The 22,991-nt window shown below is 68.3% G+C and carries 20 protein-coding genes and 5 pseudogenes; 17 read left to right on the top strand and 8 right to left on the bottom strand.

Features of this window, described 5'->3' with window-relative positions:
* From CLG85_RS21080 to CLG85_RS21065, 4 genes and pseudogenes are all read right to left on the bottom strand, one after another.
* Positions 1–1,004: pseudogene (locus CLG85_RS21080) on the bottom strand (CoA-binding protein); the annotation flags it as partial.
* 460 nt (positions 1,005–1,464) lie between these two features.
* Positions 1,465–1,938 carry a lipocalin/fatty acid-binding family protein gene (locus CLG85_RS21075; RefSeq protein ID WP_260349953.1) on the bottom strand — a complete coding sequence of 158 codons (474 nt, stop codon included), beginning with the start codon at positions 1,936–1,938 and terminating at the stop codon, positions 1,465–1,467.
* An 82-nt stretch (positions 1,939–2,020) separates the two neighbouring features.
* Positions 2,021–2,737 carry an RlmE family RNA methyltransferase gene (locus CLG85_RS21070; RefSeq protein ID WP_260349952.1) on the bottom strand — a complete coding sequence of 239 codons (717 nt, stop codon included), beginning with the start codon at positions 2,735–2,737 and terminating at the stop codon, positions 2,021–2,023.
* A 131-nt stretch (positions 2,738–2,868) separates the two neighbouring features.
* Positions 2,869–3,980: pseudogene (locus tag CLG85_RS21065) on the bottom strand (Ppx/GppA phosphatase family protein).
* A 364-nt stretch (positions 3,981–4,344) separates the two neighbouring features.
* Here CLG85_RS21065 and CLG85_RS21060 point away from each other — a divergent pair.
* From CLG85_RS21060 to CLG85_RS21045, 4 genes are all read left to right on the top strand, one after another.
* Positions 4,345–4,671 (top strand): virulence factor, encoded by a 327-nt coding sequence (locus CLG85_RS21060; RefSeq protein ID WP_260349951.1) that lies wholly within the window; start codon positions 4,345–4,347, stop codon positions 4,669–4,671.
* Between the two features lie 81 nt (positions 4,672–4,752).
* Positions 4,753–5,589: a methylenetetrahydrofolate reductase gene (locus CLG85_RS21055; RefSeq protein WP_311735020.1), complete on the top strand. Its 837-nt coding sequence runs from the start codon at positions 4,753–4,755 to the stop codon at positions 5,587–5,589.
* 41 nt (positions 5,590–5,630) lie between these two features.
* Complete coding sequence (locus tag CLG85_RS21050) at positions 5,631–6,281, top strand: HAD family hydrolase (protein WP_095882517.1); 651 nt, start codon at positions 5,631–5,633, stop codon at positions 6,279–6,281.
* Between the two features lie 24 nt (positions 6,282–6,305).
* Positions 6,306–7,355, top strand: coding sequence for a dihydropteroate synthase (locus tag CLG85_RS21045; protein ID WP_095882516.1), 1,050 nt, complete (start codon positions 6,306–6,308; stop codon positions 7,353–7,355).
* Positions 7,356–7,433: 78 nt separating this feature from the next.
* On the opposite strand, the gene CLG85_RS21040 is transcribed toward CLG85_RS21045, so the two are convergent.
* Positions 7,434–8,303 (bottom strand): AraC family transcriptional regulator, encoded by an 870-nt coding sequence (locus tag CLG85_RS21040; RefSeq protein WP_095882515.1) that lies wholly within the window; start codon positions 8,301–8,303, stop codon positions 7,434–7,436.
* Between the two features lie 173 nt (positions 8,304–8,476).
* Here CLG85_RS21040 and CLG85_RS21035 point away from each other — a divergent pair, with 173 nt between their 5' ends.
* The 11 genes and pseudogenes from CLG85_RS21035 (at position 8,477) to CLG85_RS20985 (ending at position 19,167) form a co-directional block, all read left to right on the top strand.
* Positions 8,477–9,703: an amino acid ABC transporter substrate-binding protein gene (locus tag CLG85_RS21035; RefSeq protein WP_095882514.1), complete on the top strand. Its 1,227-nt coding sequence runs from the start codon at positions 8,477–8,479 to the stop codon at positions 9,701–9,703.
* Positions 9,704–9,771: 68 nt separating this feature from the next.
* On the top strand, positions 9,772–10,644 hold the full coding sequence (locus tag CLG85_RS21030) for a branched-chain amino acid ABC transporter permease (protein WP_095882513.1): 873 nt from the start codon (positions 9,772–9,774) through the stop codon (positions 10,642–10,644).
* Positions 10,645–10,648: 4 nt separating this feature from the next.
* Positions 10,649–11,587, top strand: coding sequence for a branched-chain amino acid ABC transporter permease (locus tag CLG85_RS21025; RefSeq protein ID WP_095882512.1), 939 nt, complete (start codon positions 10,649–10,651; stop codon positions 11,585–11,587).
* On the top strand, positions 11,584–12,312 hold the full coding sequence (locus tag CLG85_RS21020) for an ABC transporter ATP-binding protein (RefSeq protein WP_095882511.1): 729 nt from the start codon (positions 11,584–11,586) through the stop codon (positions 12,310–12,312). Before CLG85_RS21025 ends, CLG85_RS21020 begins: the two co-directional genes overlap by 4 nt.
* Complete coding sequence (locus CLG85_RS21015; protein WP_095882510.1) at positions 12,305–13,039, top strand: ABC transporter ATP-binding protein; 735 nt, start codon at positions 12,305–12,307, stop codon at positions 13,037–13,039. The genes CLG85_RS21020 and CLG85_RS21015 overlap by 8 nt, the downstream gene beginning before the upstream one ends.
* 19 nt (positions 13,040–13,058) lie before the next feature.
* A complete protein-coding gene (locus CLG85_RS21010; RefSeq protein WP_095882509.1) occupies positions 13,059–14,507 on the top strand; it encodes an aldehyde dehydrogenase in 1,449 nt (482 codons plus the stop codon).
* Between the two features lie 42 nt (positions 14,508–14,549).
* Positions 14,550–15,599: a TRAP transporter substrate-binding protein gene (locus CLG85_RS21005; protein WP_095882508.1), complete on the top strand. Its 1,050-nt coding sequence runs from the start codon at positions 14,550–14,552 to the stop codon at positions 15,597–15,599.
* Entirely contained in the window at positions 15,599–16,105 is a 507-nt protein-coding gene (locus tag CLG85_RS21000) for a TRAP transporter small permease (RefSeq protein WP_095882507.1), read from the top strand. The genes CLG85_RS21005 and CLG85_RS21000 overlap by 1 nt, the downstream gene beginning before the upstream one ends.
* Positions 16,102–17,460: a TRAP transporter large permease gene (locus CLG85_RS20995; RefSeq protein WP_260349950.1), complete on the top strand. Its 1,359-nt coding sequence runs from the start codon at positions 16,102–16,104 to the stop codon at positions 17,458–17,460. Before CLG85_RS21000 ends, CLG85_RS20995 begins: the two co-directional genes overlap by 4 nt.
* Positions 17,461–17,462: 2 nt before the next feature.
* Positions 17,463–17,810, top strand: a pseudogene (locus CLG85_RS20990) (thiamine pyrophosphate-binding protein); the annotation flags it as partial.
* An 880-nt stretch (positions 17,811–18,690) separates the two neighbouring features.
* Positions 18,691–19,167, top strand: a complete 477-nt coding sequence (locus CLG85_RS20985; RefSeq protein WP_260349949.1) for a thiamine pyrophosphate-dependent enzyme — start codon at positions 18,691–18,693, stop codon at positions 19,165–19,167.
* 192 nt (positions 19,168–19,359) lie between these two features.
* Here CLG85_RS20985 and CLG85_RS20980 read toward each other — a convergent pair.
* The 3 genes and pseudogenes from CLG85_RS20980 to fabG form a co-directional block, all read right to left on the bottom strand.
* A pseudogene (locus tag CLG85_RS20980) lies at positions 19,360–19,905 on the bottom strand (YaeQ family protein).
* Positions 19,906–20,148: 243 nt separating this feature from the next.
* Positions 20,149–20,382 carry an acyl carrier protein gene (locus CLG85_RS20975; RefSeq protein ID WP_007800270.1) on the bottom strand — a complete coding sequence of 78 codons (234 nt, stop codon included), beginning with the start codon at positions 20,380–20,382 and terminating at the stop codon, positions 20,149–20,151.
* 219 nt (positions 20,383–20,601) lie between these two features.
* On the bottom strand, positions 20,602–21,339 hold the full coding sequence (fabG, locus tag CLG85_RS20970; protein ID WP_095881442.1) for a 3-oxoacyl-[acyl-carrier-protein] reductase: 738 nt from the start codon (positions 21,337–21,339) through the stop codon (positions 20,602–20,604).
* A gap of 44 nt (positions 21,340–21,383) precedes the next feature.
* Here fabG and CLG85_RS20960 point away from each other — a divergent pair.
* Positions 21,384–22,362: pseudogene (locus CLG85_RS20960) on the top strand (serine hydrolase domain-containing protein).
* Between the two features lie 93 nt (positions 22,363–22,455).
* Entirely contained in the window at positions 22,456–22,749 is a 294-nt protein-coding gene (locus CLG85_RS20955) for a hypothetical protein (protein ID WP_260349947.1), read from the top strand.
* The last annotated feature ends 242 nt before the right edge of the window (positions 22,750–22,991 follow it).

Below are 22,991 nucleotides of genomic sequence, written 5' to 3'. Positions count from 1 at the left end.
CCCGCCGCCGCGCCGCCCGTCACCACCGGCGGCTCCGTTCCCGGGCGCGGCATCAGCAGCGCCTCGCCCCCGGGCGCCAGCCGGCCCGTCTCGATCGCGGCGCGCAGGGCCTCGAGCGAGGGGCTCAGCCCGGCAAGCGGGATCACTCCCGCCTCCAGCAGCTCGATCGAGCGTGCCTCGGTCATCTCGGTCCGGTTCGGTGCAAGCAGCGCCAGCGGCATGCCGACGTGTTCGCGCGCCAGGGCCGCCGCCTGCGCCGCCCGGGTCCAGCCGTCCTCGCTGGCATGGCGGATCACCGCCAGCGACAGCACCGCATCCCCCATCATCATTTCGGTGAAGACCCGGGCCAGCGCCGCGGCATCCCGCTCGATCAGCCCGGCACAATCGAGCGGGTTGGCCACCGCGCGCCCCACCGGCAGCTCGCGGGCCAGCGCCTCGCGCTGCAGCGCGCCCAGCGTGGCGAAGCGCAGCCCATGCGCCGCGCCGAGGCTTACCGCCCAGTCCACCAGCCCCGGACCGCAGGCCATGGCAGCCAGCGCGTTGGCGGGCAACGGGCCGACCAGATGCAGGATCCACAGCGCCTCGACCAGCGCTGCGGGCCCTTCGACATGCGCGATCCCGGCGCGCTGCAGCAGCGCGGTCGGGCCCGGCGCCAGCCCCCGGCTCCAGTAGATCACCGCCTTGCCGTGCTTGCGCGCAAGCCGGCCAAGCTCGAGGACGTCCGGCGGCGCGACCGGCCCGCCCGCCTGGATCGCCAGAACCGTCACCCGCTCGTCCGCCAGGAGTTGCGCGGCCAGGGGTAGCAGCCCCGGCCCCTCGGCTCCGCCCAGAGGAGCCACGCAGGCCAGCGGAAGGCCGTGGCGCAGCGCCAGGAACCGCCCAAGTCGCCCAGTGTCGGACAGAAGCAGCGCCGGACCGCGCGGGCTCGCCTGGATCGGCGCGACCCCCGGCCAGAGCGGCAGGCGGCTCGCGGCCGAGAGCAGCCCCCCGGCAAACACCGGCAATGGTGGCGCTCCCAAGGCGGCAAGACCCGCGGCGTCGAGATAGGGGCAGACAGCCCCCCCCGGCCCCACGCTCGGCGAGGGCCTCCAGCGCCGCGCCGAGCGGCGCGCCCCGTAGCGCCACATAGGCCAGATCAGGCGCCCCCGGCAAATCCGCGATCCCGGCCACCGAGGCGATGCCTGCCACCGCGGCGCCCTCCTCGGTCACCGGCCAGAGCTCCCAGGCATATCCGAAGGCGCGCAGCGCCTCGATCACCGCCGAAAGCTCGGCGGCGGGGCCAATCAACGCGATGGACCGCGGCGAGAGGCTGCGGGACAGGGCTTCGGACATGATACGGACACCGGTTCTAACCCTGGAAGTCTCACCCGAAACCCGCGCAAATTGCGAGAGAATTCCGGGTTTTACCGCTGCAAGCCCGGCGTGGCGCGCAGCATTGCGGCGCCAAAGCCACCCAAGGCCGCCTCAGCCCCCGCTCATCCGCGACAGATCGTAGCCGTACCAATCGAGAATCTCGCGCGCCGCCGCCCTTCGCTCGCCGGGAGCGCCGCGGCGATCCATGATCCAGACCCGGCCGCCGCCCGGCTCGCCCATGGCCGCCGTGCGGTTGTCGGCGTCGATCCAATGCACCCAGAGCACCTCCTGCCCGATCCGCAGACGCCCCGGCGTCTCCTCGGCCAGCGGCAGCGCGACGCCGTCGATGCGCAGCTCGGCGGGGGTGATCTCGATCCGCGCGCCCGCGGGCATGCCGGCGCCCTCGGTCACCGTCCAGCCGCCCTGCAGCCGCGCCAGCCCGGCATCGGCCTGCGAGCCCACGGGCGCGGTGGGATTGCGCAGCGGGATCTCCACCGCCGCGGGCGGCGCCTTGGCCGCGCAGGCGCCCAGCAGCGCCAGCGCCAGCAGCGCGGCAAGCGGATTTGAAAAACGACTGATGGACATACCGGCACACTCCCGAAACCTCGGGCGCAGCCTGTCGCAGCGGCAGGCGCAGTGCAAGCGGGTGCTCGGGCCCCGGCGGAGATCAGCCCCGGAAGCCGGTGGCGACGACGAATTTCTCCGACGAATCCGAGCGGCTCGCCGGCGGTTTCACGTTGGCCACCTTGTCGAAACGCTGCTTGAGGATCTGCTGCAGCGAGCCCTCGGCGCCGCCCGCCAGGACCTTGGCGACAAAGGTGCCGCCCTCCTCCAGCACGTCGAAGGCAAGATAGGCCGCCGCCTCGCAGAGCGCGATGATCCGCAGGTGGTCGGTCTGCTTGTGCCCAGAAGAGGCCGCCGCCATGTCCGACATGACCACGTCGGCCTTGCCGCCGAGCCATTCCTTGACCTTCTCGTCGGCGCCGTCTTCCATGAAGTCGAGCTGATGAATCTCGGCACCGGCGATCGGCGTCACCTCCTGCAGGTCGACCCCGAGCACGGTGCCGATGGCCTTGCCCTTCTTCTCGCCGAGCGCGTTGACCCGAGGCACCGCCACCTGGCACCAGCCGCCGGGGGCGCAGCCGAGGTCGACCACCCGCGCGCCGGGCACGAGGAAGCGGAACTTCTCGTCGAGCTCTAAGATCTTGAAGGCGGCGCGGCCGCGGTAGCCCTCGGTCTGCGCGCGCTTCACGTAGGGATCGTTGAGCTGGCGCTGCAGCCAGCGGGTCGAGCTGAGCTTGCGCCCGCGCGCCGACTTCACCTTGACCTTCAGATCGCGCTGGCCACGTCCAGAAGTGTTCTTTCCGTCAGGTTTCTTCGCCATGGTCCCGCTCTTCTTCCAGCCGCTTCGATCAACAGGTTTCTTCTAGGCCCAAATATCCCGGGGGAGTCTGCCGCAGGCAGACGGGGGCAGCGCCCCCTTTTCCGGGCGTGGACCACGAAGTCAAGCCGCTCCTATAGCGGCCCGTCCTCCAGAACACCATCCACCGACATCTGCGCATAGAGCAGACCCTCGCGCAGGCCCCGGTCAGCCACCGACAGCCGGTCCGTTGGCCAGATCCGCAGGAGCGCCTGCAGGATCGCCGCGCCCGACATGATCAGCGACTGCCGATCCTGGCCAATGCGCGGATCGCGCCGCCGCCCGGCCGGCCCATCTCGAGGTACTTGCCGATCACCGCCTCGATCTGGTCCGAGGACATACGCAGCCCGTCGACCTTGGTTCGGTCGTAGCGCCGCAGCCCGAGGTGTGAGGCCGCCACGGTGGTCACCGTGCCAGAGGTGCCGATGATCTGGAAGCCCTCGCGGCTCTGCGCGTCCTTGTAGGGCGCGAACTCGGAAAGGTTCTCCTCGAAGAACCAGCTCATCAGCGCGTAGCGCGCGGCGTCGTCCTGCACGTCGTTGAACTGGTCGCGCAGCGTGGCGACCCCGAGCGGCACCGAGATCCAGTCCACCACCTTGGCGGCGGGAAACGGGCTTTCGGGTGGGTGGAAGCCGGAATGCAGCCGCATGATGGCGCGCGGCCGGTCGCGGTTGGGCACCGACGACAGGTCGATCCACACCAGCTCGGTCGAGCCGCCGCCGATGTCCACCACCAGCAATTGCTCGGTGCGCGTCGAAACCAGCGGCGCGCAGGAGATCACCGCGAGACGGGCCTCCTCCTCGGGCTGGATGATCTCCATCTCGAGGCCGGTTTCGCGCTTGATCTGGCGGATGAAGTCGCGGGAGTTCTTCGCCCTCCGGCAGGCCTCGGTCGCGACCAGCCGCATGCGCACCACCTCGTGGCGGCGGATTTTCTGCTGGCAGACCCGCAACGCGGCGACGGTGCGCGCCATCGAGGCACGCGACAGCCGTCCGCTCCGCTCGAGGCCATGCCCGAGCTGGACGGATTTGGAAAACGAGTCGATCACATGGAACTGGCTGCCCTTTGGCTGGGCAATCAGCATGCGACAACTATTGGTCCCCAGATCCAGCGCCGCGTAGAGCGCATTCGGATCGGGTTTGTTCGGCGCGGGGCTCTCGACCGGTTTCGGGAAAGCGCCCGCACCTCTGGGACGCCTTGGCGCCATGTTCTGCGCCTTTCCGTATATCTAGTTGCGCTCACGATACGCGGCGCAACGAGGCGGCGCAAGAGAACCTTCCGCCCGGTTTGAACGCGTTTGGAAAGAAGATGATCAAATATTCGTACGCGGGCGACGGATGCACGGCGCGCGCGGCAGGCGCGAAACCGGCACTGCGATCCGGCTCGGCGGCAATGACCCTGACCAGTCCCTTGCAACCTTGCGGCCGGGCGGCAGGAGACCCTCCCGAAAGCCCCAAGCCGGACGCGATCTCCCTGCGTCGCTCACGGCCCCCATGTCGTCGAAAACCGACCGCGCCTCGCGACGCTGGCATCCTAGACTGGGGGCAACAAGCCTTGCGGACCCCGGCGGAATGACCGAAGTCACCCTCCTCTACTGGCGCGACATCCCCGCGCAGGTGATCGTCGGCTCCGGGCGGCGCGCGGCCAAGGGTGTGCTGCCCGCCCGCTTCGAGGCCGCCATCGACCGCGCTGCCATGCGCAGCGGTGCCCAGGGAACCGACGCCTATCTCTCGGCCTGGCGCCGCGTCCCGGCACCACCGCAGCAGGGCGACGCGCAGGAGATCGCCGCGGCGATGGCCGCCCGGCTCGACGAGGACTATGGACCCGACCGGCTTTCCGCGCTGGTCGATCAGGACGGCTGGGCGGACCGCCCGGCCAAGGGGAAAGGACCCAGATGACGCTACTGAACTTCCGCCCCCCCGCGCCCGGCCGCACCGCACCTGCCGCCCTCGGCGCTCGAGGGCTACTCGATCGAAGTCATGCCGCGCACCGCGGCGCAGATCGGCGACTTCCGAGCCCTGCTCCCCGAAGCCACCCGCGTCTACATCGCCCATATCGACGGCACCCCGATCGAGGACATGGTGGCCACCGCCGCCCGTCTTGCCGCCGAGGGCTACAGCGTCATGCCGCATTTCCCTGCCCGCTCGATCCCCGATGCCGCCACGCTCAAGGATTGGATCGCCCGCTACCACGGCGAGGCCGGGGTCACCCAAGGGCTGATCCTCGCCGGCGGCATCCCGTCGCCGCGCGGCGACTTTCACTCGTCCATGCAACTGCTCGAAACCGGGCTCTTCGACCGCGCCGGCTTCACCCGGCTGCACGTCGCCGGCCACCCCGAGGGCAGCCGTGACATCGACCCCGATGGCTCGGACCGCGCGGTGCTGCAGGCGCTGCGCTGGAAGCAGGCCTTCTCGCAACGGACCGACGCGCAGATGGGGCTGGTGACGCAATTCGCCTTCGACACCGCGCCGGTTCTGGCATGGGCCCGGCGGCTGCGCGCCGCGGGCATCAACCTGCCCGTCCACCTCGGCATCGCCGGCCCCGCCAAGCTCCAGACGCTGATCCGCTTCGCCGTCACCTGCGGCGTCGGCCCCTCGATGAAGGTCCTTCAGAAGCGCGCCCGTGATGTCAGCAAGTTGCTGCTGCCCTACGAGCCCACCGACTTCGTCGCAGAGATCGCCCGCGCCTGTGCCGCCGAGCCCGACCTGCCCATCGCGCAGTTGCATCTCTTCCCGCTCGGGGGCATCCCTGCTGCGACGGACTGGGCCGCCCGCCATGGCGGCGATGCCGCGCAGCCGGCCGCACGGGCCGTCTGAGGGTCCCGTCCGCCGAGCCACACAACGCGCAAGGGACAGGCATGATCAAGGCACTCCTCTTCGACCTCGACGGTACACTTCTGCACTCCGACCCGCTGCATTTCGAGGTCTTCGCGGATCTCTACGCCGAGCGCGGGCGCGAGTTGACCGAGGCGGGATACCTGTCGGACATCCACGGTCGGCACAACCTCGAGAGCTTCCCCGAGATCTTCCCCGGCGAGGACGCCCAGACCCTGTCGGACCTCAAGGAGGCGCGCTTCCGCGACCGGTTGGCCACCGGCCATGCGCCGATGCCCGGCGCCGAGGCGCTGCTGGACCACGCGCAGGCGCGCGGCTGGCGCATTGCCGTGGTCACCAACGCACCGCGCGCCAACGCCGAGGTGATGCTGGGTGCCATCGGGCTGCGGGACAGGATCGAGCTTCTGGTGATCGGCGACGAATGCATCCGCGCCAAGCCCGACCCCGAGCCCTATCTCGCCGCCATGCGCGGCTTCGACGTGGAGCCGCGCGCCTGCATCGCCTTCGAGGACAGCCCCTCGGGCATGCGCGCCGCTGCCGCCTCGGGCGCGCATACGGTCGGCATCCGGTCCTCGGGCCTGAGCGCCCGGCAACTTCACGACGCCGGGGCGCAGACCGTGATCACCGATTACACCGACCCCGCGCTCGCGGAGCTGCTGACCAGACTGGACTAGACCGCACCCAAGGGAGGAGAGCCCATGACCCGCACCGTTCTCGAGTCGAAGACCCGCACCGTGATCATGGGGTTCGACGAGCCCTTCTGCGTCATCGGCGAGCGGATCAACCCCACCGGCCGCAAGAAGCTGGCGGCCGAGTTGGAGGCGGGCGATTTCTCTACCGTCGTCGCCGATGCTCTGGCGCAGGTGGCGGCGGGGGCGGCGGTGCTCGATGTGAACGCGGGCGTGGTCTACAATTCCAACCCCGATCCGAACGTGACCGAGCCGCCGCTCATGCGGCAGGTGATCGAGTTGGTGCAGGGGGTGGTGGATGTGCCGCTCTGCATCGACAGCTCGGTGCCCGGCGCGCTCGAGGCCGGGCTCGAAGCCGCCGAGGGTCGCCCCCTGCTGAACTCGGTCACCGGCGAGGAAGAGCGTCTGGAACGGGTTCTGCCGCTGGTGAGGAAGTACAACGTGCCGGTGGTGGCGATCTCCAACGACGACACCGGCATTTCCGAGGACCCCGATGTGCGCTTCGCCGTGGCCCGCAAGATCGTCGAGCGCGCGGCGGATTTCGGCATCCCCGCGCATGACATCGTGGTCGATCCGCTGGTCATGCCAGTGGGCGCGATGGCCACAGCCGGCCAGCAGGTCTTTGCGCTGGTGCGGCGGCTGCGCGAGGAACTGGGGGTGAACACCACCTGCGGTGCCTCGAACATCTCCTTCGGCCTGCCCAACCGGCACGGGATCAATACCGCCTTCCTGCCCATGGCGATCGGCGCGGGGATGACCTCGGCGATCATGAATCCCGTGGCTCTGCCGGTGACGCAGGCAAGGATCGCGGCCAAGAAGGCCGAACTGGAAACCGCCGGGGTGATCCTGCCGCCGATGGAGGATGCGGAGTTCGTGCGGCTCTTCGGGCTGGGATCGATGCGCGCCGGTCCCGGCGCCGAGATGATGGCGATCCGTGCGGCGAATTTCCTGGTGAACCACGACCCGCACGGCAGCGCCTGGATCGCGATGAACAAGGGCGAGGAAGCGGGCACCGACGCCCGTGGCGGGCGGCGGGGCGGACGGCGTCGGCGGGCTTGACCTCTCCGCCTCGGAGATGAGGGATGCGCGCGGCCCGGGGCTGGTCGCCCCGTGTCCTGCCGGATCAAACGCAGCGCCCTACGGCCAGGCCGCATAAGACGTCGCAGGCGCACTGCGCTTGGCCATCCGGCGCCGGAACCGGCTCGGAGGGACGCCCTCCATCCGTTTGAAAAACCTGTTGAAATAGGCGGGGTCTGAAAACCCGAGACGGAACCCCACCTGCGCGACCTGAAGCCCCGAGTTGGTCAACAGCTCCGCCGCCTCGCGATGCAGCGCCTCGTGCAGCCAGGTCTGTGGCGAGCGCCCTGTCGCACGGCGCACCGCCCCCGCCAGACGGTCCCGCGACACGCCCAGCGCGCGGGCGTAATCGCCCACCTCCCAATGCTCGCGCAGATGCAGACCGGCGAGCTGCACAAAGCCCTGCACCAGCCCGCCCGTCGCCACGTCGGGCCGCGCACGCCCCTCCTTCACCCCGCGCCAAAGCTGCACCAGCAGCATCGACAGCATGTGCCCGGCCATGATCTCGACCCCCGGCGCGCTCTCGGCCAGTTCCTCGCGCAGCTCCGCCAGCCGCCGCACCACACGCTCGCGCTCGTCCCCCAGCGGCACCGACAGATCGGCGCTCAGCACCTGGCTCAGCTCGTCGCCGAAGGCCGAGCCCGGCAGCACCCGGGCAAGCGCGCCCTTGGTGAGCAGCACCAGCTCGCCGCGGCTGCCCGGCGAGAGTTTCAACGTCCCGTCCCGCCCCGGCGCCAACCAGACGAATCGCGGCGCCTCGAGCCCCATGTCGCGCTCGCCGCTCAGCACCCGACCCCGCCCCGATCGCAGCACCAGAAGACAGGCGTTTTCAGCCCGGAGGCCGTAGGTGGTCTCGGCCAGGGGGCTGCGGATCTCATGGGCCGTAATGCCGTGATGCGCCGCGGGCCGCAGGGGGAAAGTTTTCATCATGCTCAGGTTTTGTGCGCGAATTGTGACCGATACGTACAATTCATCCCCTCATACGTGCATTTTATCAACGCGCTTTTCAGATATTTTCGTCTTCACCCGCCACAGGACGCCTCGGGGAGAGGGACGCGTGTGGCGCAACGCGATGCTGCAAAGGCATCAAACGGGAGGACAACATGTCACAGAACTCGAGGCGCGCCCTGCTGCGTGCCCTGCCGCTTGCCATGGTCTCGGCGCTGGCCCTGACCTCGGCGCTGAGCACCCCGCTCGCCGCGCAGGAAACCCCGGTCACAATCGGCTACGCGGTGTCGAAATCCGGCCCCAACGCCACCGGCGCGGGCATCACCACCATCCCCAACTACGAGCTCTGGGTGAAGGAAGTGAACGAGGCCGGCGGGCTCGAGATGCCGGATGGCACGCGCCGCCCGATCGAGGTGGTGGAATACGACGACCGCTCCAGCGCCGAGGATCTCGTGCGCGCCATCGAACGGCTCGCCACGCAGGACAAGGTCGACCTGATCCTGCCGCCCTGGGGCACCGGCGGCAACCTCGCCATCGCCCCCCTGATGGACCGCTTCGGCTATCCGCAACTGGCGGTGACTTCGGTGACCGACATGGCTCCCGAGTTCGCCAAGCGCTGGGACCGCTCGTTCTGGATGCTCGGCGGCGGGCATGACTATGCCACCGCGCTGGTCGAGACACTGGCCGCTGCCAAGGAAGCAGGGACGATCAACGACAAGGTCGCGATGATCTCGGTCGCCGACGGCTTCGGCATCGACCTCGTCAAGGCCGCCCGCCCCGCCTTCGAGGAAGCCGGCTTCGATCTGGTCTACGACGAGAGCTACCCGCTCGGCACGTCGGACTTCGCCGCCATTCTCAACGAGGTGCAGGGCTCGGGTGCCGACAGCTTCGTCGCCTTCTCCTACCCGCCGGGCAGCTTCGGCGTGACCAAGCAGGCGATGACCGTGGGCTACAACCCCAAGGTCTTCTACATCGGTGTCGGCGGCGCCTTCCCGATCTACGGCAAGATCACCGAAGGCAAGCAGGAAGGCGTCATGTCCATCGGCGGCGTCGACGCGATGAGCCCGGCGATCGAGGAATATTTCGCCAAGCACACCGCAGCCATCGGCAACCCGCCGGACAGCTGGGCGAGCGCCATCACCTATGCCTCGCTGGAGATGCTGGAAGAGGCGGTGAAACGCGTCGGCCTCGACCACGAGGCGCTGGCGGGTGAGCTGTCCACCGGCACCTTCGACACGGTGATCGGCGAGGTCAAACTCGAGGACAACCAGCTGCGCAAGCTCTGGTGGGTCGGACAGTGGCAGGGCGAGCACTTCGTCGCCGTCAGCCCCGCCGACCGCGAAGGCGCGGCCACCCCGGTCACCCCCAAACCCGAATGGTAAATCGCGGTGGCGGGCCCTGCGCCCGCCCCGCCCCGATACCCGCAACGGTATCCGAACTGGGACGTTAGATGTTTCTCTCAACTCTCTTTCTCGGGCTCGTGCTCGGCGGCACCTACGCGCTTCTCGCGCTGGGCCTGTCGCTGCAATACGGCATCGCCCGGATCATGAACCTCGCCTATGGCGAGTTCATGCTGCTCGCCTGTTTCGCGGTGACGATGATGTTCACCAGCTGGGGTCTCGGCCCGCTCTGGGGGCTGCTTGTCGTCGTGCCGCTGGGCTACGCGCTCGGCTGGATCATCCACACCGTCATGATGCGCCCGCTGATCAAGCGCTCGGGCGGCGGAGGCCGGCTCGAGGTCGACACGATCCTCGCCACCTTCGGCCTGCTCTTCGTCGTGCAGGGGCTGATGCTGGTCACCTTCGGCAGCGATTTCACCTCCTACAGCTATCTCGACCGGGGCATCGGCATCCTCGGCACCACCATCGCCGCCAACCGCCTGATCGCCTTCGTCGTCTCGCTGGTCATCGGCTTCGGGCTCTATGCCGTGCTGATCCGCACCCGCTGGGGCCGCGCACTGCGCGCCGTGGCGCTGGCACCGGGCTCGGCCTACCTTGTCGGCATCGACGTCAACAAGCTGGGCCGTCAGGGCTTTGCGCTTGGCGGCGCGCTGGCCGCTGCCGGGGGCGCGCTGGTGTCGATGTTCCAGACCTTCTCGGCCACCGACGGCGTGGTCTTCACCATGAAGGCGCTGATCGTGGTGATCATGGGCGGCGTCGGCAATATCCTCGGCGCGTTGATCGCAGGTCTGCTTCTGGGCCTTGCCGAGACCTTCGTCGCAGCCTTCATCGATCCCGGTCTGACCATGGCCGCAACCTACACGATGTTCCTTGCGGTGCTGCTCTGGCGACCGACGGGGCTCTTCGGCAAGGCGGGAGGCTGAGACCATGACGTACATCCTTTCCGCCCTCGGACTTGCCGCCCTCGCCGTCCTGCCGATGCTCTTCGGCGACTATGGCACCGGCATGCTGGTGGGCCTCGCGGGCTACGTGACGCTGGCCACCTCCTGGGCGATGTTCTCGGGACCGACGCGTTACATCTCGCTGGCCACGGTCGCCTTTTTCGGCGTCGGCGCCTACACGGTCGCGGTGCTGAACGAGGTGCTTCCCTACCCGCTGGTGCTGCTTGCCGCCGCCGGAATCGGCGCAACGATGGCGCTGCTGGTCGGCCTCTCGACGTTGCGCCTCGCGGGCATCTACTTCGTGATCTTCACCTTCGGCCTCGCCGAGCTGGTGCGCCAGCTCATCACCTGGTTCGAGGTCAACGTGACCGGCACGCTCGGCCGCTACATCTTCCTCGACCTCGAGGCCAAGCACATCTACTGGCAGCTGCTGGCGCTCGGCGCCGCGACGCTGGCGCTCTCGGCCTGGATCCGGCGGTCGCGCCTTGGCCTCGCGCTGCGGGTGATCGGCGACGACGAGACCGTGGCGGCGCATTCGGGGATCAACCTCGCCCGCACCAAGCTGGTGCTCTTCGTCGCCTCCTCGACGATCATCACGCTGGTCGGCGCGATCCAGGCCCCGCGCTGGGTCTATGTCGAGCCCTCGATCGTCTTCAACCCGACGGTCAGCTTCCTGACGGTGATCATGGCGCTGCTCGGCGGGGCCACGCGGCTCTGGGGTCCGCTCTTTGGCGCGGTGCCGCTCTTCCTGCTCTTCGAGTGGCTCTCGGCGCGCTTCCCGGATCACTTCTCGATCCTGCTGGGCCTCATGTTCATGGCCGTGGTCTACGCCCTGCCCGACGGCGTGCTGGCGGCGCTGGAGAAGTTCCGCCGAAAGGGCAACGGAAACTCGGCCACCAAACCGGCAAAGGAGGCCAACGCATGAGCGTGCTTCTGGAAACCCAAGGGCTGACCAAGCGCTTCGGCGGGCTGACGGCGGTGAACGGCGTCTCGCTCACCGTCAAGCGCGGCGAGGTCCTGGGACTGCTCGGGCCGAATGGCTCGGGCAAGACCACCCTGATGAACCTGATCTCCGGGGCGCTGAAGTCCTCGGAGGGTGCCCTGCTCATAAACGGCAAGGACATGACCGGTGCCCCGCCCCATCGCATCGCGAAGTCGGGCGTGGCGCGGACCTTCCAGCTGGTGAAGATCCTGCCCTCGCTGACGCTGGAAGAGAACGTCATGGTCCCGGCCGCCTTTGGCCCGGACCGGCTCTGGGGCAAGGCGCTGAAGGCGCAGGTCGCCGAGTGCCTCGCCATGGTCGGGCTCAACGCCCGCGCCGGGCAGCAGGCCTCGGAGCTGACCTACATTGACCAGAAACGGCTCGAGCTGGCGCGCGCGCTTGCCTCGGCGCCGAAGCTGCTGCTGCTCGACGAGTGGCTGGCCGGGCTCAACCCGACCGAGCTGCACGAGGGCATCAGGCTCATCCGCGAGCTCGAGCAGACCGGCATCACCATTATCATGGTCGAACACATCATGGACGCGGTGCGCGCGCTCTGCCCGCGCTGCGCGGTGATGAACTCCGGCACGCTGATCGCCGATGGCCCGACGGATCAGGTTCTGTCGGACCCGCATGTGGTCGCCGCCTACCTGGGAGAAGAGGATGCTTGAGATCGACGACCTGCGCATCACCTATGGCAAGCATACGGCGCTTGGCGGGGTGAGCATGGCGGTGGACAAGGGCGAATGCGTGGTGATCCTCGGCGCCAACGGCGCGGGGAAATCCTCGCTTCTGAAGGCGGTGGGCGGCACGGTCCGCCCCGCCTCGGGGCGAATCCTGCACGAGGGGCAGGACCTGGCGCAGGTGCCCGCCCATGAGATCGTGGAGCGCGGCATCGCGCTGGTGCCCGAGGGGCGCGGCGTCTTTGCCCGCATGAGTGTGGCCGACAACCTCGCGCTCGGCTGCCACCCCACCCGCGCCCGAGGCGGCGCCGAAAGGCGCCGCAAGGAGGTGCTGGAGCTCTTCCCGCGCCTTGCCGAGCGGCAGAAGCAGCTTGTCGGCACCATGTCGGGCGGCGAGCAGCAGATGGTCGCCATCGCCCGCGCGCTGATGTCGAACCCCGACCTCCTGCTGCTCGACGAGCCGAGCCTCGGCCTCGCGCCGATCGTGACCAAGGAGGTGTTTGCCGCCCTTGGCCGGATCCGCGAGACCGGGCTCACCCTGCTCATCGTCGAACAGAACGTGCGCGCCAGCCTCGCGCTTGCTACCCGCGGTTACCTGCTGGAAGCCGGGCGCGTGGTGGGCGGCGGCAGCGCCGCCGAGCTGCAGAACGACGCGGCGGTGCAACGCGCCTTCCTGGGCGGCACGACCGAGCCGCTTGAAACCGAATTGAACTGACCCAAGGAGACGGACAGGCATGGACAGCCTCAACCTCTTTATCGACGGCGAATACGTACCCGCCGAGGACACCCGCGAATTCGAACGCGCCAACCCGGTGAGCGGCGAGGTGGCCACCCGCGCCGCCGCCGCCAGCAAGGCCGATGCGATCCGCGCGGTGGATGCCGCCGCAGCGGCCTTCCCCGAGTGGGCGGCCGTGGCTCCCGGCCAGCGCCGCAAGCTGCTGATCAAGGCCTCCGAGGCACTGGCGGCGCGCGGCGATGACATCGTCGCGGCCATGAAGGCCGAGATCGGCGCGACCGAGGCCTGGGCCCGGTTCAACGTCATGCTCGCCGCCGACATGCTGCTGGAAGCCGCCAGCCTGACGACGCAGATCAAGGGCGAGATCGTGCCCTCGAACCGCCCCGGTTCGACCGCCTATGCCGTGCGCCAGCCGGCGGGCGTGGTGCTTGCCATGGCGCCCTGGAACGCGCCGGTGATCCTTGGCGTGCGCTCGATCGCGACGCCGCTGGCCTGCGGCAACACCGTGGTGATGAAAACCTCCGAGCTTTGCCCGCGCACCCATGCGCTGATCCTCGAGGCGGTCTCGGAAGCGGGCTTGCCGAAAGGCGTGGTCAACGCCATCTCCAACGCGCCCGAGGATGCGCCGGAACTGGTCGAGACGCTGATCGCCCACCCCGCCGTGCGCCGGGTGAACTTCACCGGCTCGACCCGCGTCGGCCGCATCGTCGCCGAGCTCTCGGCCCGCCATCTCAAGCCCTCGCTGCTGGAGTTGGGCGGCAAGGCACCGTTCATCGTGCTGGATGACGCCGACATCCCCGCCGCCGTCGCGGCTGCGGGCTTCGGCGCCTACATGAACCAGGGCCAGATCTGCATGTCGACCGAGCGCATCATCGTCATGGACGAGATCGCCGACGCCTTCGTCGCAGCCTTTGCCGAGAAGGTCGAGAGCCTCACCGCCGGCGATCCGCGCGAGGGCAAGGCGCCGCTCGGCAGCCTCGTCAACATGGGGGCCGCCGACCGCATCCGCGACCTCATCGAGGACGCCGTGCAGAAGGGCGCGCGGCTGATCGGCGGCGGCGGCACCGGCACCATCCTCAACGCCGCGGCGCTGGATGGGGTGACCCCGCAGATGCGCCTCTACTCCGAAGAAAGCTTCGGCCCGGTCGCCTCGATCATCCGCGTGGGCAGCGTCGACGAGGCGGTGCGCGTGGCCAACGAAAGCGAATTCGGCCTGTCGGCGGCGGTCTTCGGCCGCGACCAGGCCCGCGCCATGGCGGTCGCCCGGCGCATCGAGAGTGGTATTTGTCACGTCAACGGCCCGACCGTGCATGACGAGGCGCAAATGCCCTTCGGCGGCGTGAAGGATTCAGGCTACGGTCGCTTCGGCGGCACCTGGGGAGTCGCCGAGTTCACCGAACTGCGCTGGATGACGACGCAGGACGGCGATCTGCACTACCCGATCTGACCTGGAAGCGATCAGATCGGTTCAAAACGGGAGGAGAAATCCATGAAACTGAAACTGGCAAAAACCGCGGTTGCGGTCCTGGCCCTGAGCGTCGCCGCCGGCGGCGCCTGGGCCCAGGAGTACACCCTGAAGCTGCACCACTTCCTTGGCGCCAAGGCACCGGCCCAGACCGAGATGCTCGAGCCCTGGGCCAAGGCCGTGGAGGAGAACTCGGGCGGCAGGGTCAAGATCGAGATCTACCCCTCGATGACCCTCGGCGGTCGCCCGCCAGAGCTGATCAACCAAGCGCGCGATGGCGTGGTGGATCTCATCTGGACGGTGAACGGATACACGCCGGGCCTGTTCCCGCGCACCGAGGTGATGGAACTGCCCAACGTCTTCACCAACGATCCGGTGGCCACCAACCTCGCCATGTACGACATGTACGACGAGTACCTGAAGGACGACTATGCCGGCGTGGAGCCGATGTTCCTGCACGTGCACGCGGGCCAGGCCATCCACACCGTGGACAAGGAAATCCGCAAGCCCGAGGATCTGGCGGGTCTGAAGATGCGCATCCCCACCCGCACCGGTGCCTGGGTGATCGAGGCACTCGGCGCTTCGCCGATCTCGATGCCGGTCCCGGACCTGCCGCAGGCCCTGTCGAAGAAGGTTGTCGACGGCGCCTTCATCCCCTGGGAGATCATCCCGGCGCTGAAACTGCAGGACCAGACCGAGTACCAGATCGAAGGTGCGGACAAGACCCGCTTCGGCACGACGACCTTCCAGGTCTCGATGAACAAGGCGCGCTGGGATGGTCTGCCCGAAGACATCCAGAAGGCCTTCCGCGACGCGTCGGGCCGTGACTGGGTCGCCGAGGTGGGCAAGATCTGGCGCAACATCGACGAGCGCGGCATCAAGGTCGCGACTGACGCGGGCAACACCCATGTGACGCTCACCGAGGAAGAGACCGCGGCCTTCGAGACCGCGCTCGAGCCGGTGGTTGACCGCTGGATCGAGGACGTCTCGTCCAAGGGCATCGACGGCGCCGGCATGGTTGCCAAGGCCCGCGAGATGATCAAGGCCAATGCCGACGAGAGCATGAGCAACTGATGTTCAGCGCAGAAGTTCAGGGCCGCAGCGGAATTTCCGCTGCGGTCGCACGTCTTGTCACCCTCTGGGCGCTGCTGGGCGGCGCGCTGCTGCTGGTGATCGTGTTGATAAACGTCGCCTCGGTCGTCGGTGCCGTGGTGCTCAAACCCTTTCCCGGCGATTTCGAGCTGACCGAGATGGGCGTGGCGGTGGCGGTCTTCGCCTTCCTGCCCTACTGCCAGCTCACCGACGCCAATGTCACCGCCGACATCTTCACTGCGAATGCCCCCCGCCCCGTGTTGGCGGTGCTGCGCGCGCTCGCCTCGCTGATCGCCTTCGGCTTTGCCGGCATCCTCGTTTGGCGCATGTACCTCGGGATGCTCGACCAGAAGGCCTACAATTACACGACGACGATCCTGCAGGTGCCGATCTGGTGGGCCTTCGTGCCGATCCTCGTCTCGCTGGCGCTGCTCATCGCTGCCGCCGCCGTCACCTTCCGCGAAAGCCTGTCGGAGGTCCGGACATGAGCGATCCCATCACCCTCGGCATCCTGTCGCTCGTCGTCCTGATCGTGCTGATCGCGATCCGCATTCCCATCGCCTACGGGATGATCCTCGTCGGCGGGGTCGGCATCGCGCTGGTCAACGGCCCCATGCTGCTGATGAGCCAACTCAAGACCCTCGCCTACGGACAGTTCTCCGTCTACGACCTCTCGGTCGTGCCGATGTTCGTTCTGATGGGCGAGCTGGCCACGGTCGCCGGGCTGAGCCACGCGCTCTTCCGCGGCGCCAACGCCTGGCTCGGCTGGATGCGCGGCGGCACCGCCATGGCCGCCATCGCCGGATGCGCTGGCTTCGGCGCGGTCTGCGGCTCGTCGCTGGCCACCGCCTCGACCATGGGCAAGGTCGCCCTGCCCGAGCTCAAGCGCTACAACTACTCGGGTGCGCTGGCCACCGGCGCGCTTTCGGCGGGCGGTGTGCTGGGCATCCTGATCCCGCCCTCGGTGGTGCTCATCGTCTACGCGGTGATCGTCGAGGCCAATATCGTCACCATGTTTGCCGCGGCCATGCTGCCCGGCATCCTCGCGGTGCTTTTCTTCATCCTGACCATCGCCATCTACGTCCGCGTCCGCCCCGCCGCCGGCCCCGCGGGCGGCGCCGCCAGCCGCTCGGAGTTCATCACCGCCACGCTCGGCCTACTGCCGGTCATGGTGATTTTCGGCCTCGTTCTGGGCGGCATCTACGGCGGCTTCTTCAACCCCACCCCGGCGGCCGCAGTTGGCGTCTTCCTCGTATGGCTCTACGGCCTGGCAAAACGCCGCGTCGGCCTTGCCGAGATGGTCATCGCGCTCAAGTCCACCGCCCGCACCTCGGGGATGATCTACGTCATCCTGCTGGGCGCGGAGCTGATGAAGATCTTCATGTCCCGCATCGGCCTGCCGCAGCAGGCGGCGCAATGGATCGCCGAAAGCGGCATGGCCCCGATGATGGTCATGGTGCTGATCCTCATCGCGCTGATCCTGCTCGGCTGCCTGATGGACAGCATGTCGATGATCCTGCTGGTCATCCCGTTCTTCTGGCCGATGCTGGTCGAGCTGAACGGCGGGCTCTACGCCACGGCCGACGGCGCGGGCTTCGGGATGAGCACCGAGGACCTCAAGGTCTGGTTCGGCATCCTGGCCCTGATCGTCGCCGAGCTGGGGCTGATCACCCCACCGGTGGGGATGAACGTCTTCATCATCTCGGCGCTGGCCAAGGACACGCCGATGATCGAAACCTTCAAGGGCGTTGCCCCCTTCTTCTGCGCCGAGCTGGTGCGGGTCGCGCTGATCCTCGCCTTCCCCGTTCTCACGCTCTGGCTGCCAACCCTGCTGGGAGGCTGAACATGAAAGACCAATCGACCGTCACCGCCGGGGGAGCGATCTTCCCCCGGCTGAAGGCGCTTGGCGTGGACTATGTCTTCGCCAACTCCGGCACCGACTTCCCGCCGATCATCGAGGGGCTGGCGCAGGCCGCCGCCGAGGGCATCGATCTGCCGCAGGCGCTGGTCATGCCGCATGAGCACGCCGCCATGGGCATGGCGCATGGCTACACCCTGATGACCGGCAAGGCGCAGGCGGTGATGCTGCACACCAACGTCGGCCTCGCCAATGGCGCCATCGGCGCGATCAACGCCGCCTGCGAGCATATCCCGATGATCCTCATGTCGGGCCGCACCCCGGTCACCGAGGAGGGCCGCTTCGGCGCCCGCACCGTCCCGATCGGCTGGGGCCAGGAGATGCGCGACCAGGCCGCGCTGGTGCGCGAGGCGTCGAAGTGGGAGTACGAGCTGAAGTTCCCCGAGCAGGTCCCCGGCCTTCTGGACCGCGCCCATGCCATCGCCACCTCCACCCCCAAGGGGCCGGTCTACCTGTCGATCCCGCGCGAGGTGCTTTGCGAGCCGGTGCCGACCGAGGGGCTGGACTCTGCCCCCTCCATGGCCGCCTCCGAGGCCGCGCCGAACCCCGAAGCCATCGCCACCCTCGCCCGCTGGCTGGCCGAAGCCGAGGCGCCGCTGATCATCGCGCAGCGCGGGTCCGGAGACGCCGAAAGCTTCGCCGCCTTCTCGGCATGGGCCGAGGACTGGGGCATCGCGGTCTGCTCGTGGTGGGCAACGCATCTTGCCATCGCCACCGATCACCCCTGCCACGTCGGCGCCGATCCCGGCCCCTGGCTGGCCCAGGCCGACGCGGTGCTGATCCTCGACTGCCTCGCCCCCTGGATGCCCGACGCCCATGCGCCGCGCGCCGGGGCGAAGGTCGTCAACATGGGCCCCGACCCGATCTTCTCGCGCTTCCCGGTGCGCAACTTCCGCTCGGATCTCTCGATCACCGGCGAGAACGCCCGGACCATCCCCGCCCTGATCGCCGCCATGGACGCCCTGCCTAAAGGCGATCACGTCGCCCCCCCGCCGCGCCCGCCTTGCCGAGACCACGGCGCGCGCCCGGCAGGCCCAGGCAGACGCCGCCCGGCCGCAGGGAGACCTTCTCACCAAGCCCGCCGTCAGCCGTATCCTCGGCGAGGCCCTCGACGCGCAGGAGGCCCCCAGCACGGTCTTCTCCGAGCTCGGCACCATGCTCGGCCCCCTGCCGCGCCGCGCGCATCGCGCCTGGTTCCAGGAGCCACATTCGGGCGGGCTCGGCTGGTCCTTCCCGGCCGCGCTCGGGGCACAGCTCGCCGAGCCGGAGCGGATCTGCGTCGCCACGCTCGGCGACGGCAGCTACATGTTCGCCAACCCCGTGGCCTGCCACCAGATCGCCGAGGCGCTGGCCCTGCCCATCCTCATCGTCATCCTCAACAACGCCGAATGGGGCGCGGTGCGCGCCTCGGTGAGCGGGCTCTACCCCGACGGCGCGGCTAGCCGCGCCAACGCCATGCCGCTCACCGGCCTCTCGCCCTCGCCGGACTTCTGCAAGGTGGCCGAGGCGAGCAACGCCTTTGCGCGGGCCGTCGAGACCCCCGCCGAGCTGCGCCCGACGCTCGACGAGGCGCTGCGGGTGATCCGCGAGGAGCGCCGCTGCGCCCTGCTCAACGTCCGCATCGCCGGCTGAGCTTGCATACCCCCCTGCCCGGCGGCGCGCCCGGACCCGCCGCCGGGCAGGGGGTATTTGGAAAAAGAAGAAGGGCCCCGGTCGCACCTTGGGCCCTTCTTCTCTTTTCAAATACGCCGGGGGTGAGCCGCGCAGCGGCGAGGGGGCAGCGCCCCCTGCGCCACCGATGTCGGCCCTCGGAGCGACTGCCCGCTATGCGACGTCCTTCCATGTGACCGGGGTCACGTAGACGATGCGATCCTCCGCGCTGACCATGACATCGCCGTCCTGGATATTGACCTGCAGCTACATCGAGCGGCTTGCCAGTCCGGCCAGATCACGCGTCGCCTCCTCCGAGAAGCTGGTGACCTGCAGATTGTCGAACCGGGTGGTCGTGCCCTTGATCTTGTCCCACCAGACCTCGGCGGGCCTGCCGCCATAGGCGTAGACGACCACCTTGCCGGCCTTGCCGCAGGACTGGCGTACGACCTTGTCGCTCGGAAGCCCCAGGGCCACCCAGAGGTCCAGCTCGCCGCTCAGGCTCTTTTGCCAGATGTCGGGCTCGTCATCGGTCGACAGGCCCTTGGTGAGCTCCAGGTGTTCACCGGCATTGAGCGCAAAGGCCAGCAGGCGCACCATCAGCCGCTCGTCGGTTTCCGAAGGGTGCTTCGCGACGGTCAGCTTGTGCGTCTCGTAGTAGTGACGATCCATGTCCGAAACGGATAGCTCGACTTTGTAGATGGTGGATTTTTGCGCCATGACAGGTCCCTCACTCGCGACGATTGCGCTGCCTAGTGGATCCGGGAGCTTTGTGAAAGGCGATAGCGCAAGCTCCTCGAACAAAATGCGGGACGTTGGATTCGCCACACGGGTTGGCCCATGCCAGCAGGTCGATGCTCTGCGCCCGCTTCGGCCCGTCACGGGCGATGCCGAGGTCCGGAAACGCAGAACGGCGCCCCCTAGGGGCGCCGTCCGCAACTCCGGTCAGGGAGTCGGAAAAGCTCAGGAGGCTTCCTTGATGAACTTCACCGCGTCGCCGAAGGTCTGGATGGTCTCGGCTGCGTCATCGGGGATCTCGATGCCGAACTCTTCTTCGAAGGCCATGACCAGTTCCACGGTGTCGAGGCTGTCTGCGCCCAGATCGTCGATGAAGGAGGCGCTCTCGGTCACCTTGTCCTCTTCAACGCCCAGGTGCTCAACCACGATCTTGCGCACGCGATCAGGGATATCGCTCATTCTTCTGTCCTCACAATGTGTCTGGGTCTCTCGACCCGTCTTTGCCCTTGCCCCAGCGGGGTGGCTGCTCAATCCGCCCGGAACCGGGCAACGTAACCCCGGAAGACCCGGGAAAGACCAGGCCGGCGCGACTGCACCAACCCGATCAAAGTTCCTGCGCGCCTATAGCATAAGCACGCAGGATGGCAAACGCTTTCCGCCGCACCCTAGGGCGCGTGGTCAGAGCATTGCCATACCGCCGTTCACATGCAGCGTCGCGCCTGTGACATAAGCAGCTTCCTGGCTGGAAAGATAGAGCACTGCCGCGGCAATTTCTTCTGCGGTGCCCATGCGGCCCGCGGGGATCTGCCCCATGATGCCGGCTTTCTGGTCGTCGTTCAGCTTGTCGGTCATCGCCGTCTCGATGAAGCCCGGTGCCACGGCGTTGGCGGTGATCCCGCGCGAGGCGACCTCATAGGCCAGCGACTTGGTCATGCCGACAAGACCTGCCTTGGCCGCGGCGTAGTTGCCCTGGCCCGGGTTGCCGGTGGCGCCGACGATCGAAGAGATGTTCACGATGCGGCCCCAGCGCGCCTTCATCATGCCGCGCAGCACGCCCTTGCAGAGCTTGAAGGTGGCGGTGAGGTTGACGTCGAGCACCTGCTGCCACTCGTCATCCGACATGCGCATGAAGAGGTTGTCGCGGGTGATGCCGGCGTTGTTCACCAGGATGTCCACCGAGCCCATCGCGTCTGCCGCCTGCTTCGGCAACGCCGCCACGGCCTCGGGGTCGGAAAGGTTGCAGGGCAGCACGAAGGCGCGCTCGCCAAGTTCCGCCGCCAGCTCCTGCAGTGGCGCCTCGCGGGTGCCCGAGAGCCCCACCGTCGCCCCTGCCTCGTGCAGTGCCTTGGCGATGGCGCCGCCGATGCCGCCCGAAGCGCCGGTGATCAGCGCGTTTTTTCCCGTCAGATCGAACATAAGGCCCGTGCCCCTCTGCTTTGCCGAAAATCGTTCCGGGCGATATGGCATCCCAGCCGCCTTCGAGCAAGGGCCACCGCCCCGGGCGCGCATCCCTGTCCCGCCTGCCGCTGCCGTGTTATGCCCGCCGCATGGACCCGAACCCGCCCGCCTTCACCTGCCGGCTGACCGGCACTGCCGCCGAGGTGCGCGGTGGCAGCGGGGCCGAGATCTTCCCCTACTGGAGCTTCACCAAGACCGTGCTGGCGGTCTGCGCCCTGAAGCTGGTCGAGGCCGGGAAGCTGCGGCTCGACACCCCCCCGCGCCGGCGAGGCCTTCACCCTGCGCCAACTGCTGGATCACACGGCGGGGCTGCCCGAGTATTGCGCCCTGCCGGCCTATCGCGATGCGGTTGCCGCGAATGAGGAGCCCTGGCCCCGCGACCATCTCTACGCGGCCACGATGGCGCAGGGGCTACGCTTCGCGCCGGGTCGCGGCTGGGCCTATTCCAACCTCGGCTACATGCTGGTGCGCGAGCGCATCGAGGAGGCCGCCGGTCAACCCTTCGCGGCCCTGCTCGCCGAGGCGATCACCCGGCCACTTGGCCTGCAGAGCATTGCCCTCGCCGCACGCCGCGCCGATTTCGCCCGCGTCCACTGGCCCGAGGCACAGGGCTACCACCCGGGCTGGGTCTACCACGGCTGCCTCACCGGCACCGGACTCGATGCCGCACGCCTGTTGCAAGCGCTCTTCTCGGGCGCCCTGCTCTCCCCTGCCACCCTCGAGCAAATGCTTCGGCGCCACCCCCTCGGCGGCCCGATCGAGGGCCGACCCTGGACCGATTGCGGCTATTCGCTCGGGCTGATGAACGGCCGGGCCGGGACCGCCGGGCGCGCGCTCGGCCATTCCGGCGGCGGCCCCTTCTGCGTCAACGCGGTCTACCACTTCCCGGAAGCGGTGCCGCCGGTCACCGTCGCCAGCTTTGCATCCGGTCCGGCAGAAGGCGCCGCGGAAAACGCCGCCGTGGACCACGCCTTCGCCTGACCCCCTGCGCCTGTCCAATCAGGAATTTTGCCCGCCTGGAAAGGCGTTGGTCGGGTTCGTGCCTCGGCAAAGCCGTCGCACCCGATGCCACCGATGTTCGAGCCAGCAGAATCCGACAAAATTTCTCAACTATATGATTTTTCAATGTTTTTTTCGCTTCTCCTCTTGCGTCGCACCCGACAGAGGGTTATGCAGATCGCAAGACAGCGAGCCAGCCCGCACGCCAGCCAGCTATCGATCTCCCGCCAGCCAGATGACGTCGCCACCCGCCTTTTTCCGAGGTTCGGCAGCCACGCAAACACCGCCAGCGTCCCGGAGATCGAATCGATGGATATCCTCGGCGCGAAGATCCGGCAGCAGGCACGATCCGGTGAATCCTGTGTGTGACGCTGGACATCGCTGTGCCAGCCGTCTGCAAAAGCCATCCCCTCGACCAGTCAGGCTACACGCTGCCCAAGCGAACCGGGGCCTTTGCAACCGGTCGAGGGATCGCCGTCATGGGCACTTGCGCAGTCTCACCGTACCGTTGGGTCGGAAACCGTGGGGGAAGCGACGCAGCCCAAAAGCCCCGGAAAATGGAAAGATTTTCCAAACCCGGGGCAACTGGTATTACAAAAGGTCTTTTGCAT

The organism is Alloyangia mangrovi, assembly GCF_002300555.2.
GTDB lineage: Bacteria > Pseudomonadota > Alphaproteobacteria > Rhodobacterales > Rhodobacteraceae > Salipiger > Salipiger mangrovi.
This window is presented reverse-complemented; position numbering and strand designations above follow the sequence as displayed.

Excerpts from the sequence above, each read along its gene's own strand:
- CLG85_RS21075 (WP_260349953.1), bottom strand. The coding sequence starts at position 1,938 with ATGTCCATCAGTCGTTTTTCAAATCCGCTTGCCGCGCTGCTGGCGCTG.
- CLG85_RS21070 (WP_260349952.1), bottom strand. The coding sequence starts at position 2,737 with ATGGCGAAGAAACCTGACGGAAAGAACACTTCTGGACGTGGCCAGCGC.
- CLG85_RS21060 (WP_260349951.1), top strand. The coding sequence starts at position 4,345 with ATGACCGAAGTCACCCTCCTCTACTGGCGCGACATCCCCGCGCAGGTG.
- CLG85_RS21055 (WP_311735020.1), top strand. The coding sequence starts at position 4,753 with ATGCCGCGCACCGCGGCGCAGATCGGCGACTTCCGAGCCCTGCTCCCC.
- CLG85_RS21050 (WP_095882517.1), top strand. The coding sequence starts at position 5,631 with ATGATCAAGGCACTCCTCTTCGACCTCGACGGTACACTTCTGCACTCC.
- CLG85_RS21045 (WP_095882516.1), top strand. The coding sequence starts at position 6,306 with ATGACCCGCACCGTTCTCGAGTCGAAGACCCGCACCGTGATCATGGGG.
- CLG85_RS21040 (WP_095882515.1), bottom strand. The coding sequence starts at position 8,303 with ATGATGAAAACTTTCCCCCTGCGGCCCGCGGCGCATCACGGCATTACG.
- CLG85_RS21035 (WP_095882514.1), top strand. The coding sequence starts at position 8,477 with ATGTCACAGAACTCGAGGCGCGCCCTGCTGCGTGCCCTGCCGCTTGCC.
- CLG85_RS21030 (WP_095882513.1), top strand. The coding sequence starts at position 9,772 with ATGTTTCTCTCAACTCTCTTTCTCGGGCTCGTGCTCGGCGGCACCTAC.
- CLG85_RS21025 (WP_095882512.1), top strand. The coding sequence starts at position 10,649 with ATGACGTACATCCTTTCCGCCCTCGGACTTGCCGCCCTCGCCGTCCTG.
- CLG85_RS21020 (WP_095882511.1), top strand. The coding sequence starts at position 11,584 with ATGAGCGTGCTTCTGGAAACCCAAGGGCTGACCAAGCGCTTCGGCGGG.
- CLG85_RS21015 (WP_095882510.1), top strand. The coding sequence starts at position 12,305 with ATGCTTGAGATCGACGACCTGCGCATCACCTATGGCAAGCATACGGCG.
- CLG85_RS21010 (WP_095882509.1), top strand. The coding sequence starts at position 13,059 with ATGGACAGCCTCAACCTCTTTATCGACGGCGAATACGTACCCGCCGAG.
- CLG85_RS21005 (WP_095882508.1), top strand. The coding sequence starts at position 14,550 with ATGAAACTGAAACTGGCAAAAACCGCGGTTGCGGTCCTGGCCCTGAGC.
- CLG85_RS21000 (WP_095882507.1), top strand. The coding sequence starts at position 15,599 with ATGTTCAGCGCAGAAGTTCAGGGCCGCAGCGGAATTTCCGCTGCGGTC.
- CLG85_RS20995 (WP_260349950.1), top strand. The coding sequence starts at position 16,102 with ATGAGCGATCCCATCACCCTCGGCATCCTGTCGCTCGTCGTCCTGATC.
- CLG85_RS20985 (WP_260349949.1), top strand. The coding sequence starts at position 18,691 with ATGCTCGGCCCCCTGCCGCGCCGCGCGCATCGCGCCTGGTTCCAGGAG.
- CLG85_RS20975 (WP_007800270.1), bottom strand. The coding sequence starts at position 20,382 with ATGAGCGATATCCCTGATCGCGTGCGCAAGATCGTGGTTGAGCACCTG.
- fabG (WP_095881442.1), bottom strand. The coding sequence starts at position 21,339 with ATGTTCGATCTGACGGGAAAAAACGCGCTGATCACCGGCGCTTCGGGC.
- CLG85_RS20955 (WP_260349947.1), top strand. The coding sequence starts at position 22,456 with ATGTTCGAGCCAGCAGAATCCGACAAAATTTCTCAACTATATGATTTT.